At 38.3% G+C, this 13,150-nt stretch carries 14 protein-coding genes; 11 read left to right on the top strand and 3 right to left on the bottom strand.

Annotation, left to right across the window (positions count from 1 at the left end; translation table 11 throughout):
- Window positions 1-10: 10 nt before the first annotated feature.
- From EZ456_RS19055 to EZ456_RS19035, 5 genes are all read left to right on the top strand, one after another.
- Window positions 11-859: a 4-hydroxy-3-methylbut-2-enyl diphosphate reductase gene (locus EZ456_RS19055; RefSeq protein WP_131532893.1), complete on the top strand. Its 849-nt coding sequence runs from the start codon at window positions 11-13 to the stop codon at window positions 857-859.
- 32 nt (window positions 860-891) lie between these two features.
- Window positions 892-1,434 (top strand): cysteine hydrolase family protein, encoded by a 543-nt coding sequence (locus EZ456_RS19050; RefSeq protein WP_205945134.1) that lies wholly within the window; start codon window positions 892-894, stop codon window positions 1,432-1,434.
- Window positions 1,435-1,467: 33 nt separating this feature from the next.
- Complete coding sequence (locus EZ456_RS19045; RefSeq protein ID WP_131532891.1) at window positions 1,468-2,142, top strand: fatty acid desaturase; 675 nt, start codon at window positions 1,468-1,470, stop codon at window positions 2,140-2,142.
- Between the two features lie 327 nt (window positions 2,143-2,469).
- Window positions 2,470-3,480: a ferrochelatase gene (gene hemH, locus EZ456_RS19040; RefSeq protein ID WP_131532889.1), complete on the top strand. Its 1,011-nt coding sequence runs from the start codon at window positions 2,470-2,472 to the stop codon at window positions 3,478-3,480.
- A 7-nt stretch (window positions 3,481-3,487) separates the two neighbouring features.
- On the top strand, window positions 3,488-3,994 hold the full coding sequence (locus EZ456_RS19035) for a gluconokinase (RefSeq protein ID WP_131532887.1): 507 nt from the start codon (window positions 3,488-3,490) through the stop codon (window positions 3,992-3,994).
- Here EZ456_RS19035 and EZ456_RS19030 read toward each other — a convergent pair.
- A complete protein-coding gene (locus EZ456_RS19030; protein ID WP_131532885.1) occupies window positions 3,972-5,204 on the bottom strand; it encodes a 3-deoxy-D-manno-octulosonic acid transferase in 1,233 nt (410 codons plus the stop codon). The genes EZ456_RS19035 and EZ456_RS19030 overlap by 23 nt on opposite strands.
- A gap of 203 nt (window positions 5,205-5,407) precedes the next feature.
- Here EZ456_RS19030 and EZ456_RS19025 point away from each other — a divergent pair, with 203 nt between their 5' ends.
- The 5 genes from EZ456_RS19025 (at window position 5,408) to EZ456_RS19005 (ending at window position 10,150) form a co-directional block, all read left to right on the top strand.
- Complete coding sequence (locus EZ456_RS19025; protein ID WP_131532883.1) at window positions 5,408-6,721, top strand: UDP-glucose dehydrogenase family protein; 1,314 nt, start codon at window positions 5,408-5,410, stop codon at window positions 6,719-6,721.
- 63 nt (window positions 6,722-6,784) lie between these two features.
- Window positions 6,785-7,813: a UDP-glucuronic acid decarboxylase family protein gene (locus EZ456_RS19020; RefSeq protein WP_131532881.1), complete on the top strand. Its 1,029-nt coding sequence runs from the start codon at window positions 6,785-6,787 to the stop codon at window positions 7,811-7,813.
- 1 nt (window position 7,814) lies between these two features.
- Window positions 7,815-8,837: a UDP-glucose 4-epimerase GalE gene (gene galE / locus EZ456_RS19015; protein ID WP_131532879.1), complete on the top strand. Its 1,023-nt coding sequence runs from the start codon at window positions 7,815-7,817 to the stop codon at window positions 8,835-8,837.
- Window positions 8,838-9,395: a hypothetical protein gene (locus EZ456_RS19010; RefSeq protein WP_131532877.1), complete on the top strand. Its 558-nt coding sequence runs from the start codon at window positions 8,838-8,840 to the stop codon at window positions 9,393-9,395.
- Window positions 9,396-9,412: 17 nt separating this feature from the next.
- Window positions 9,413-10,150, top strand: coding sequence for a tyrosine-protein phosphatase (locus tag EZ456_RS19005; protein ID WP_131532875.1), 738 nt, complete (start codon window positions 9,413-9,415; stop codon window positions 10,148-10,150).
- A 516-nt stretch (window positions 10,151-10,666) separates the two neighbouring features.
- Here the strand turns inward: EZ456_RS19005 and EZ456_RS19000 are convergent.
- Both EZ456_RS19000 and EZ456_RS18995 read right to left on the bottom strand, forming a co-directional pair.
- Entirely contained in the window at window positions 10,667-11,896 is a 1,230-nt protein-coding gene (locus tag EZ456_RS19000; RefSeq protein WP_131532873.1) for an ABC transporter permease, read from the bottom strand.
- A 161-nt stretch (window positions 11,897-12,057) separates the two neighbouring features.
- Window positions 12,058-12,411, bottom strand: coding sequence for a HesB/IscA family protein (locus tag EZ456_RS18995; protein WP_131532871.1), 354 nt, complete (start codon window positions 12,409-12,411; stop codon window positions 12,058-12,060).
- Window positions 12,412-12,503: 92 nt separating this feature from the next.
- Between EZ456_RS18995 and EZ456_RS18990 the strand changes: the two genes are divergently transcribed.
- The gene (locus tag EZ456_RS18990; protein ID WP_131532869.1) at window positions 12,504-13,034 is read left to right on the top strand and encodes a DUF7935 family protein; all 531 of its coding nucleotides are present in this window, start codon (window positions 12,504-12,506) and stop codon (window positions 13,032-13,034) included.
- Window positions 13,035-13,150: the final 116 nt, after the last annotated feature.

Raw genomic sequence — 13,150 nt, 5'->3', positions numbered from 1 at the left:
TTGTACTGCAATGGGTTACAACTTACAGGTCAACATCGATAAATCATCAGGCTTTTGCTTTGGCGTAGTGTATGCCATAGAAATGGCCGAAGATATTCTGGATAAAGAAGGTTATTTATATTGCCTTGGCGATATTGTACACAATGACGAAGAAGTAGAACGTTTAACCAATCGCGGATTAAAAATTATCGATCACGAAGTATTAAAAAACTTAAGAGACGAAAAGGTTTTGATCAGGGCACATGGCGAAGCGCCTTCAACTTATCAACTGGCTTTAGAAAATAACCTGACTTTAATAGATGCTTCTTGCCCTGTTGTGCTGAAATTGCAAAACAGGATTAAAAACTCTCATGACGAGGATGAGCAGGTACTTATTTTTGGCAAACATGGCCATGCTGAAGTAATCGGACTACAAGGACAAACCGATGGTAAAGCAATTGTTTTTCAGGATTTAGCTGAACTGGACAATGTAGAATTACCTGCTAAGTTTACCTTATACAGCCAAACCACTAAGAGCACCGATAAATTCTATCACATTAAAGACGAATTATTGAGCCGTGGTTACGAAGTTAAGGCTAACGATACCATTTGCAGGCAGGTATCTAACCGATATGAAGAACTGGAAGATTTTGTAAGTCATTATGATAAGATTGTTTTTGTTTCAGGAAAGAAATCATCGAACGGAAAAGTACTTTACGATGTTTGTAAAAAATACAACGATAATTCTTACTTTATTTCCAATGTGGAGGAATTAGATCAAACCTGGTTTATTGAAAATGATAAAGTTGGTATCTGCGGTGCAACTTCTACACCAATGTGGCTAATGGAAAAGGTTAAAGCCGCTTTGGAAAAACGCTAATCCCATAATCGATCATTAATATTTATTATTAAGTGAAAGCATTGTTAATAATAGATATGCAAGTTGGTAGTTTTAAACCCTACGCTTTGCGTCACGACACTTTGGGCGTAATTGAGCGAATAAATAAATTATCAGATTATTTTAGGGCTAATCATGATAAGGTGATTTTCGTCCAGCATGATGGTTCAAAGGAAAACATATTTTTACCAAATACTATTGATTGGGAGCTCTTGCCAGAATTAATCAAGAATCCTACTGATTATATCGTGTCAAAATCAGCTAATGATTCATTTTATAATACTGATTTACAGAATACGCTAATTGAAAATAACATTACAGAATTATTTATAACGGGCTGTGCTACGGATTTTTGTATCGATACAACAGTAAAATCAGCTGTTAGTAAAGATTATAATGTAACTGTTGTGGAAGATGCGCATACCACTGCAGATAGACCTCATTTAAGTGCTCCAAAAGTGATTGAACATTACAGTTGGATCTGGAGCGAAATGACTCCAACAAACTTTAAAATTCGAGTTGTAAAAACTAAGGAGCTGCTTAATTTGTTTGCTTAAGAACCAAGGTTATTGGCTCAACAAAACTGTAAATTGAAAACTATAAACCCATATACCGGAATTCTGGTTGCGTTAACCGTAATTACTTGTTGGTTTATTTCTCTTTATTTGTTGTTAGCATGGGATTTCGCATGGAATAATCCTTTAGTTTATCTGATGGTTTTAGTACAAATGCATTTGTACACCGGTTTGTTTATCACTGCTCACGATGCCATGCACGGAACAATATCGGCAAACAAAAAAACAAATAATTTTATCGGCTATCTATCTGTTTTTCTTTACGCAGGTTTCTTTTACAACCGTCTGTATGCAAAACATCACCAGCACCACAGTTATGTACATACCAAAGAAGATCCTGATTTTGCACCACATGGTTTTTGGAAATGGTATTTCCGTTTCATGCTAAATTATGTTACGGTAATCCAATTGGTAATTATGGCAATTGCTTACAATGTTTTGAAAATCTGGGTTGATGAAAGGAATTTGCTCTTGTTTTGGGTGCTTCCATCATTGTTAAGCACTTTTCAGTTGTTTTATTTTGGAACATACCTGCCACACAAAGGAGAGCATGATAACGAATACCATTCATCTACTTTGCAGAAAAATCATCTTGTTGCATTCATAACATGTTACTTTTTTGGTTATCATTTAGAACATCATCAAGAACCACGTATGCCTTGGTGGCAACTGTATAAAACGAAGGGGTAGTGCTGATCGTGGTGTTAGATGTTGCCATTTGAAACTAAATAAAACCCTCTTCTGATTTTTCGAAGAAGGGTTGCTCGTTTAAACTGTCAGATGGTTACATCTGACACCACGCTGATGCGATTTAAAGACCAATTTTAATAATTGCTTATGATTAGTTGCTGCGTACGGCAGGAAGCTTTCATTATGAATTCACACGCTACTGCTCGATAGCCTTTGGAAGTATGAAATAACAATTTTTGACTAAAAAATGTCGGCAATCACATTTTAAGCATAGGGAAAAAACAATAAAAAAGCGATATTTGCGCCACGAAACATATTCTTGTATAGATGAGCAAAAAGGGAATTTTACTGGTAAATTTAGGAACACCTGATAGTCCGGCAACGGCTGATGTGAGAAAATATTTAGATCAATTTTTGATGGACGAGCGGGTAATTGACATTCCTAAACTGAACAGAACATTATTGGTTAAAGGAATTATTGTTCCATTCCGTAGCCCAAAAACAGCTAAATTATATAAAGAAATCTGGAATGAAAATGGCTCCCCGCTGTTGTACTACAGTAAATTGCAGGCTAAAATGCTGCAAGAAAGATTGGGTGGCGATTATCATGTAGAGCTAGCCATGCGTTACCAAAGCCCTTCAGTAGAATCAGCATTAGCAAATTTAAAAGCAGGCTTAGTAGAAAGTATACAGGTAATACCAATGTTTCCACAATATGCTTCTGCCAGTACAGGCTCGGTAATGCAGCTGGTAATGGAGTTAGTGAGCAAGTGGCCAACAGTTCCACCAATCTCGTTTGTTAATTCATTCCATGATAACGAATTGATGATTAAACTTTTTGCAGAAAATGCCAAAAAGCATAACGTAGAAAGTTATGATCATGTGTTGTTCAGCTTCCATGGATTACCTGAGCGTCAACTGTTAAAATGCGATCATACCGGAAGTTACTGCTTAAAAAGTGCCGATTGCTGTCAGACATTAAATGATACCAATAAATTCTGCTATTCTGCTCAAGGACATGATACCGCCAGGTTAATAGCCAAAGAATTAAACTTATCCAGAGATAAATATACCGTTTGTTTCCAATCGCGCTTAGGTAAAGAGCCATGGGTACAGCCCTATACTACTGATGTGTTGAAGAAATTGGCTGCCGAAGGCAAAAAACGACTTTTGGTTTTTAGTCCTGCTTTTGTGGCCGATTGCCTGGAAACGCTTTACGAAATCACGGTAGAGTACCACGAAGAGTTTAAGGCTTTAGGTGGCGAACATGTTCAGTTGATAGAAAGTTTAAACGATAGTCCTGTATTTATCGAGGCTTTGGCCGGAATGGTTAAATAGCTTAAGCATGGCAAGTTTTATCATCTTAATGGGCGTTTCTGGAAGTGGTAAAACCGTTATCGGGAAAGCTTTGGCACCTAAAATAAATGCCGAATTCATCGATGGTGATAATCTCCATTCGCAACAGAATGTAGATAAAATGGCTGCCGGGATTCCATTAACAGATGCCGACCGTTTAGATTGGCTGCAACTGATTGCTAAAGTGGGTCGTGAACATGTTGCCCACGGCACAACCTGCATTATTGCTTGTTCTGCACTGAAGAGATCTTACCGAAATTTGCTGAGAACAGATAATCCATCAATCCGGTTTGTTTATTTAAAAGGAAGTTTCGATTTAATCCACGATCGAATTGCTAAACGTTCCCATCAGTACATGCCTTCTAGTTTATTAAAAAGCCAGTTTGAAACATTAGAAGAGCCACAGGCTGATGAGCAAGATGTAGTAAGCGTATCAATAGATCAAAGTATTCCCGAAATTGTTGAAGAGATTGCTAAGGCCGATCTGATTTTGTAATCATCGAAATAATCTGATCGGTTGCACCTTTTTTATCTGCTACATATCTTTTAGCCTGGTTTGCAGCATTTTTATTTTCTACAAAGCCTTCAAAAGCATTAATTAAATCTTCGGTTGAGGAAATACTTTTCGCTGCTCCAATGGCAATTAAGTCTTTTGCTTCCTGAAATTTATCGTATTTCGGGCCGAAAATTACAGGTAATCCAAATGCTGCGGCTTCTAAAGTGTTGTGTATTCCCGTTCCAAAACCACCGCCGATATAAGCTACTTTTCCATATTGGTAAAGAGAAGACAGCATGCCGATGTTATCGATGATGAGCGTTTGGTGTTCGGCGTTTAGCGTTTGATCAGCGGAACTGAAAACTGAAAACCGCAAACTGCCTACTGGAAACTGTTTCTCGATACTTTCGATATGGCTTTCGTGAATCTCGTGCGGGGCGATGATAAACTTCCAGCTGGGGTATTTTTCAGGCAAAGCCGATAATATTTTTTCATCTTCAGGCCAGGTACTTCCGCAAATTAATGTAGGGGAGCTGCCAATAAAGCTTTCGATAAGGCTAAGCTGTTTGGGCGATTGCGCATTTTCATAAACACGGTCGAAACGGGTATCTCCATTTATGGTTACATTATTTAACCCGATTGATTTTAAAAGATTTTCACTTTCTTCATTTTGTACAAAAAAGTAAGTGACAGATTTTAAAATATTGCGGTAAAAGCCACCATACCATTTAAAAAAAGCCTGACTTTCTCTAAAAATTCCAGAAATCACATATAAAGGAATACCCTGATCTTTTAATTCCTTAAAATAGAAATGCCAAAATTCGTATTTGGTAAAAATGGCCATTTCAGGATTAATACCTGCTATAAAACGTTTTGCGTTGGCCGCCGTATCAATAGGCAGATAAAATACATCTGCCAGGGCATAATTTTTCCTGATTTCATATCCCGAAGGAGAAAAAAAAGTAACTACAATTTTTTTTGCAGGATAAAGGGTTTTTAGTTTTTCTAAAACTGGCCGCCCCTGCTCAAATTCTCCCAAAGATGCAAAATGAAACCATATATGTTTTTCGCCCGGATTAATTTTCTGAGCAATTTGTGTATAACTATTTTTACGGCCATTTATAAACAGCTTAGCTTTAGGATTAAATAATGAAAATATCCTGATAAGCAAAGTGTAAAGCCGAATTCCGATTATGTAAAGCAAAAGCATTAGTGTAATTTCATATCTTCGTGCCAAGATAAAACGAATATATTTAAAAAGCTTAAAAATATATGGAGTCCTCACGATTTGGCCTATCATTCAATGCAATAAATAGACAGATTATGATTACCCCCATTGCAGCTAAAATAACCGAGCTAGCGAGCTCATTAAAAACCGATGAAAAACAATTTAATTGTTTAATAAATTAACAGATGAAGATAGCCGTTATTGGTACCGGATACGTAGGTTTAGTTACCGGAACCTGTTTAGCAGAAACAGGAAATGATGTAATATGTGTTGACATTAATGAAGCGAAGGTAAAACAAATGCAGGCAGGCGAAGTGCCGATTTATGAGCCTGGTTTAGACCTTTTGTTCCATAGAAATATAGAACAGGAAAGGTTAACTTTTACGACAAACCTTGCAGATGCCGTAAAGGATGCGCAGATTATTTTCATGGCTTTGCCAACGCCTCCAGGTGGAGATGGTGCAGCCGATCTTTCTTATATTCTGGGTGCCGCAAAAGATATTTCCAAACTGATTACCGAATATAAGGTCATCGTAAATAAATCAACTGTTCCGGTTGGAACGGCTGATAAAGTAAAGGCTGTTTTTGCCGAAAATACTTCTATTGAAGTAGATGTGGTATCCAATCCCGAATTTTTAAGGGAGGGTGTAGCTGTTGATGATTTTATGAAACCAGACCGCGTGGTTTTAGGAACTAAAAGCGAAAGAGCGAAAAAGCTGATGACTGAATTATATGGTCCTTACGTACGCCAGGGGAATCCAATTCTTTTTATGGATGAACGTTCTTCTGAACTGACTAAGTATGCTGCAAACTCTTTCCTTGCCACCAAAATTACCTTTATGAACGAGGTTGCCAACCTTTGCGAACTGGTAGGTGCTGATGTTGATTCGGTAAGAAGGGGCATAGGTTCCGACGACCGTATCGGTAAACGTTTCCTTTTTCCGGGCGTAGGGTATGGCGGTTCATGTTTTCCGAAAGATGTTCAGGCACTGGTAAAATCATCTGATGATTATGCTTACGATTTTCAGATTCTGAAATCGGTGATGGAGGTTAACGAAAGACAAAAAACAATCCTGGTTGATAAGGTGTTAAAATATTACAAGGGTGATATTAAAGGTAAACATTTTGCCCTTTGGGGATTAGCTTTTAAGCCAGAAACCGACGATATCCGTGAGGCACCTGCCTTATATATTATTGATGCGCTGGTTAAGAACGGCGCTACCGTTACCGTATTCGATCCGGAGGCGATGGCAAATGTTAAAAATGTTATTGGCGATCAGGTAAACTACGCTAAAAACCAATACGAAGCTTTAGAAGGTGCTGATGCGCTGTTGATTGCAACAGAGTGGTCGGTTTTTCGTAACCCTGATTTTGAAAAAATTGATAACATTCTGAAAAATAAAGTGGTTTTCGACGGTCGAAATTTGTATGATTTGCAAAAAATGATCGATCTTGGCTATTATTATAACAGCATAGGCAGAAAACTATTAACCCCCTAAGCCCCCTGAAGGGGAGACTAAGCACAATGTGCAGGAGTATGGGGAGTGTTTAAAAAAAAGAATATGAACGAAAGAAAGGAAAAGTCCCCTTTAGGGGATTTAGGGGGTAGAAAGAGAATATTGATTACAGGTGCAGCGGGATTTTTAGGTTCGCACCTTTGTGATCGTTTTGTGAAAGAGGGCTATTACGTTATCGGAATGGATAACCTGATTACGGGCGATATGGCAAATATCGAACACTTGTTCAAGCTGGAGAATTTCGAGTTTTACAACCACGATGTTTCCAAATTTGTACACATTCCAGGCAAACTTCATTACATTTTACACTTTGCTTCACCGGCAAGTCCAATCGATTACCTTAAAATTCCGATACAGACGCTTAAAGTAGGTTCATTGGGTACACATAATCTTTTAGGCCTTGCCCGGAATAAAAATGCGAGGATGCTGATTGCATCAACTTCTGAAGTATATGGCGATCCAAATGTAAACCCTCAACCAGAGGAATATTGGGGCAATGTAAATCCGGTTGGTCCACGTGGTGTTTACGACGAGGCGAAACGCTTTCAGGAAGCCATTACCATGGCCTACCATACTTTCCATGGCGTAGAAACCAGAATTATTCGGATTTTTAATACTTATGGGCCGCGAATGCGCCTGAATGATGGACGTGTTTTACCTGCTTTTATCGGGCAGGCTTTAAGAGGTGAAGATTTAACTATCTTTGGTGACGGAAGTCAGACACGTTCTTTTTGTTATGTTGATGACCTGATAGAAGGGATTTACCGTTTATTGATGAGCGACTATGCTCAGCCGGTAAACATTGGTAATCCAGATGAAATCACCATCAAACAGTTTTGTGAGGAAATTATCAAGCTTACAGGCACTACGCAGAAAATCGTTTATAAAGAACTTCCACAGGATGATCCTAAACAGCGCAGACCGGATATAACCAAGGCGAGAGCGATATTGGGATGGGAGCCAAAAGTAGGCCGTGCTGAAGGATTGAAAATTACATACGAATATTTTAAATCATTGCCTGCAGAGGCTTTGGAGAAGATAGATCATAAAGATTTTACCACATTTAACCGTTAAAATGGCAAAAATATTAGTTACTGGTGGAACAGGATACATAGGTTCGCACACAGCAGTAGAGTTACACAACGCAGGATACGAAGTTGTTATTATTGATAACCTTTCTAACTCGAATATCAAAATTTTATCCCAGCTTCATGCTATCACTGGCAAATGGTTCGATTTTCATGAAATCGATCTGCAAGATGATAGAGCTGTTCAGGAATTTGCAGAAAACCATACCGATATTGATGGAATTATTCACTTTGCAGCATCAAAAGCTGTTGGCGAATCGGTAGAACAACCTCTAAAATATTATAAAAACAATTTCTACGGTTTAATTAACTTATTAACCTCGTTTAACAGGAAAATTAATTTTGTATTTTCTTCATCTTGTACCGTTTATGGCCAACCAGAAACTTTACCTGTAACCGAGGCTGCACCAGTACAGAAAGCTGAATCTCCTTACGGAAATACCAAACAGATTGCCGAAGAAATATTAGCAGAAACTGCATCAGTAACACCGGCGTTAAATATTATTGCTTTGCGTTATTTTAACCCGGTTGGTGCACACGAAACCGCTTTGATTGGCGAGCTACCAAATGGTATACCTGCAAACCTAGTTCCTTTCATTACGCAGTCGGCTATTGGCAAACGAGGTCCGATTACGGTTTACGGTGATGATTACAATACCCCTGATGGTTCTGCCATCCGCGATTATATCCATGTGGTTGATCTGGCAAAAGCACACGTTGCCGCCATCAAAAAATTAGAAGGTGGAAATCCTAATGGTAATTACGATGTTTTCAATATCGGTACGGGTAAAGGTTCTTCAGTTTTAGAAATCATTGCAGCTTTCGAAAAAGTGAACGGAGAAAAACTTGAATATAAAATCGGACCAAGAAGAGCAGGTGATATTGTTCAGATTTATGGCGATGTACAAAAATCGAACAGTGAACTGGGCTGGAAAGCCAGTCTTGATATTAATGAGATGATGCGCTCTGCATGGGAGTGGGAAAAATACATCAAGGCTAACCCTTTTTAAATGAAGTTATCGGAGCACAAAGATTTAAAAACTGCCATAATAGAATTGCCTGTCAAAGAAAAAGACAAGCTATTGCTGCGTTTGGTGGCCAAAGATAAAGTGCTTACAGAACATCTTCATTACAAATTATTAGAAGATGCAGCCGATTTAGAAGATCGGAAAGAAAGGATTAAAGCCGATGTGGACGAGCAGGTTCTGGAACTGAAAAAACTGAATGCTAAAGAAGCTTTGGTAAAACTTCGGAAGATGATTACCTCGGTTAATCATTTTTATAAGGTAACAAAAGATCCGGTTGGAGAGGTAGAGTTAAAACTGTTTATCCTCAATGCCATCCCTTTTGATTATAAGAAATCAATTTTTGGTTACCGCGATTTTATGATGCTTTTTAGTATATTTTACTTGAAAACTGTCGCGGTAACCCTAAATAAATTCAAAAAACTACACGAAGACCTGCAGTTCGATTTAAGTGAAGACTTAAATAATTTGCTCGATAAAATCTATTCCTCTAAATTAGCTGGTGCAGCAGAGGCAAGCAATTTGCCAAAAGAGATAAGTTAAAGCTATGAACTACCATTATGTTCGGATTATTTAAAAAGAAAAAAATAGCACCCGAATTTAATTTCTCTGGTATCGGAACAGATATGCACTCGCACATTATTCCAGGAATTGATGATGGTGCCCAGACCCTGAAAGATTCTTTTCTCCTGGCCAAAAAATTTAAAGCTTTAGGTTATAAGAAGCTGATTGCTACCCCGCACATCATGGCCGATTATTTCCGCAATACGCCCGATACCATTAACCGTGGCTTAGATACTTTGAGAAAAGGCTTACTAGAAATAGAACTGGACCTCGAAGTTGATGCCGCTGCCGAATATTACCTGGATGAAACCCTGGAAAAAAAGATCAAACAAAAAGAGGTGTTAACATTTGGGAATAATTATCTTTTATTTGAATTATCCTATATAAATGCCCCTCAGAACCTGATCGATTTTATAAAGATGATGCAGGATGCTGGATATAAGCCTGTGTTGGCCCATCCTGAGCGGTATCCGTATTACTACAACTCTTTTGAAAGCTATCATCAGATTAGAGAAACCGGTTGCCTGTTGCAGGTAAACGGTATTGCTTTAACAGGTTATTATGGCGCTGGCGCAAAAAAAGTAACAGGAGAAATGGTAGAAAACCACATGATCGATTTTGTAGGCAGCGATATGCACCATTTAAGACATGCTGCGGCGCTCGAAGATAGCCTTAGCACACCATTAATGCAACAACTGCTTACCCAACCTCAATTGAATAATGCATTGCTTTAGCGCCGATTTATAATATGAATTTTAAGATTATGGGCGGTTTTTTTACAGGTAAGCATCCAATCAAAAATAGCAACACTTACCAAGCCACCTAGACCTGATTGGAGTGAACACGAAGCCGCATGCAAAGTAAAACGGAAAGCGGGAGGAAACTCATATAGTTGCAGAAAACTGCTCTCCTAATTATTTTATAATCTTTATCCTGAAAATGAATATTCAGTACTGCTTCGGAAACAGCAGTCCCGTTATCCGCTTTAGCTCCGATGAAAAAATCGGAGGCTGCCGCTGCTACCGGGTTTATAAACAAAGGGTTGTGTAGGACAAGCACCCAGCCAAAAATAGCACTACCTAACGAGCCACATAGACCCGATCCGATAGCTATCGGATGAAGTGAATAGCTGCAGACAAAGTAAACGGAAATCAGGAATAATCCTTATTAGTTGTATATAATTGCGCTCCAAACAATACCAAGATTAAAATTCAGATAACTTGTATCAAATTCTTCTTTTGGACGCTGGCTTATTCGTACCTCAGTGCCTCTACAGGATCTAGTTTTGATGCTTTTTTAGCAGGATAATATCCAGATAAAATTCCTACAAATACACATAATATAAAGCCGCCAATAATAAACAGCCAAGGGATTAAGAATGCACCACCCATTGCGAGGGAGATCAGGTTTCCTAAAACTATTCCCAGAAAAATACCCAAGGCACCACCCATTAAACAGATTACTACAGCCTCGATTAAAAATTGGCGACGAATTACCTTCGGGTTTGCGCCGATCGCTTTACGGATACCAATTTCGCGTGTACGTTCGGTAACTGAAACCAGCATAATATTCATTAAGCCTATTGAGGCTCCAATTAAGGTAATTATTCCGATGGAAACACCACCAATAGCCACAAAGGCCAGATTTTCGAATAATGTTTGAGCAATGGCATCACTTTTGGTAATCTCGAAATTATTGGTTTCGTTCACCTTTACCTTGCGGATATTTCTGAATAGTGCAGTAGATTCGCCAATAATGTTTTCCTGCATCTCATTGCTTGGTACCATTACTGTTATGGTGTAAGATGGGTTGGCATTGGCATTAATCTGCTTAGCCTTTAACAATGGAACATAAACAGCCCTATCGCCACTAAAGCCCATACTCGATCCTTTTTTCTCTAATATCCCAACAATTTTAAAACGGTTATTACCTACGTTGATCAGTTTGTCCAAGGGATCTGAATCTTTGAAAAGCTTTTCAACCACTTCGCCGCCAACGATACAAACGTTGCTACCGAGTTGTATTTCAGAAACACTAAAATTTCTTCCTTGTGATAAATTTAAACCTTGAGAGGCTAAACCATTTTCATCTATACCTTGAACGTTGATGTTTGGATTTGTTTTTAAACTGCCGTATTTTATGGTAGAACCACCACTTGCAAAAACACTTACGGCAACAGTTGCGGGGGTATTCAGGCTATCTTTAAATTTAACGGCATCTTCATAGCGGATGGCTTTAAAAGGTTTTGGACGTTTACCATTTCCAATTCTAATTCCTGTACCGCGGTTTCTGATGGTAAAAGAGTTGGCCCCCATGCTACTAAAAGCATCGGTCATACTTTTCTTTACAGCATCAAGAGTGGTTAAAATCCCTACCAAAGCCATTAAACCAATGGCAATAATTAGGGCGGTAAGCATAGTACGCAAGCGGTTCGCTTTAATAGATTCTAATGCCAGTCTGACGTTTTCTCTGTAATTCATTTATAGTAAGTATCAAGTATCGGATCAAGTATTGAGTATCAAGTATTAAGATGGATTACTTATACCCCATACCTTTTGCCTTCAACCTCTATGGGTAAAAATAAAAAAAGTCCCGATGTTTAGACAAGGGGACTGCACTATATGTTACAATAATATTTTATTTATGCCGAGAAACTCGTGCCACAGCCACAAGTGCTGGTTGCATTAGGATTAACGAAGGTAAAACCACGTGAATTTAATCCATCTTGCCAATCGATCATCATGCCCATTAAGTACATCTGGTGCGCTTTGTTCATGAAAACCTTAATGCCATCAATTAAATACTCCTGATCGCCTTCTTTTCTCTGATCGAAACCTAAAATGTAATTCATACCAGCGCAACCGCCACCCTCTACGCCAACACGTAATCCGTAATCTTCACTAATCTCCTGCTGATCCTTTAATTTATATAACTCTTTGGCTGCTCCTTCAGAAAAAGTAACTGGTGCAAATGCTGTATCAATTGTTGTGCTCATGTTATTTAAATTTTATCTGTTACAAATATAAATAATAATGCACATTTTTGCTTTTAACGGTCTGTTAATATTACCGTAATTAAACAATACTTATGAATACCCAACAAATTTTAGTTGATATAGTGATCTTATTTGCAGGCATTTTCGCTGCATTAATGGCTGTTTATTATATTTTAAAGAACGATATCCAACGTTTCTTTAACTTAAAAACCATCGAACTGAACAAAGAAAGCCGGGCGCATATTTTGCCTTTGCGCTTACAGGCACATGAACGTTTAATTATATTTATCGATCGTATTAATCCTCCTAATTTACTTGTTCGCCTGCACCAGCAGGGAATCGCCATAGCTACCTTGCAAGCTGGTGTCTTAAATGAAATCAGATCGGAGTATCAACATAATATTACCCAGCAGTTGTATGTAGATAGTGTAACCTGGGGCGTGGTGCGAAAATTAAAAGACGATACCATTGCTATGATTAATAATGCAGTACAAGGTTTGCCTGCTGATGCAAATGGGATTGAACTGAGTAAAGCAATTTTACAGCACATGGCCAGCATTGATGAAAATCCTTACGATTTAACGATCGAACTGATCAAGAAAGATATCCATAGGCTGTTTTAAGGCTAACCGGTTAATTGTTCTAAAGGGGTTAACTGTTTAGTCGTTTAAATCGGTTAATTGTTTTAGATTGATCTGCAAAATATACACAATTAACCAACTTAGCTTGACTAATGCAC

Source organism: Pedobacter psychrodurus (assembly GCF_004331735.1).
GTDB classification, from domain to species: Bacteria; Bacteroidota; Bacteroidia; order Sphingobacteriales; family Sphingobacteriaceae; genus Pedobacter; species Pedobacter psychrodurus.
This window is presented reverse-complemented; position numbering and strand designations above follow the sequence as displayed.

Coding starts and splice junctions, on each gene's coding strand:
- EZ456_RS19055 (WP_131532893.1), top strand. CDS start 11: ATGGGTTACAACTTACAGGTCAACATCGATAAATCATCAGGCTTTTGC.
- hemH (WP_131532889.1), top strand. CDS start 2,470: ATGAGCAAAAAGGGAATTTTACTGGTAAATTTAGGAACACCTGATAGT.
- EZ456_RS19035 (WP_131532887.1), top strand. CDS start 3,488: ATGGCAAGTTTTATCATCTTAATGGGCGTTTCTGGAAGTGGTAAAACC.
- EZ456_RS19030 (WP_131532885.1), bottom strand. CDS start 5,204: ATGCTTTTGCTTTACATAATCGGAATTCGGCTTTACACTTTGCTTATC.
- EZ456_RS19025 (WP_131532883.1), top strand. CDS start 5,408: ATGAAGATAGCCGTTATTGGTACCGGATACGTAGGTTTAGTTACCGGA.
- EZ456_RS19020 (WP_131532881.1), top strand. CDS start 6,785: ATGAACGAAAGAAAGGAAAAGTCCCCTTTAGGGGATTTAGGGGGTAGA.
- galE (WP_131532879.1), top strand. CDS start 7,815: ATGGCAAAAATATTAGTTACTGGTGGAACAGGATACATAGGTTCGCAC.
- EZ456_RS19010 (WP_131532877.1), top strand. CDS start 8,838: ATGAAGTTATCGGAGCACAAAGATTTAAAAACTGCCATAATAGAATTG.
- EZ456_RS19005 (WP_131532875.1), top strand. CDS start 9,413: ATGTTCGGATTATTTAAAAAGAAAAAAATAGCACCCGAATTTAATTTC.
- EZ456_RS19000 (WP_131532873.1), bottom strand. CDS start 11,896: ATGAATTACAGAGAAAACGTCAGACTGGCATTAGAATCTATTAAAGCG.
- EZ456_RS18995 (WP_131532871.1), bottom strand. CDS start 12,411: ATGAGCACAACAATTGATACAGCATTTGCACCAGTTACTTTTTCTGAA.
- EZ456_RS18990 (WP_131532869.1), top strand. CDS start 12,504: ATGAATACCCAACAAATTTTAGTTGATATAGTGATCTTATTTGCAGGC.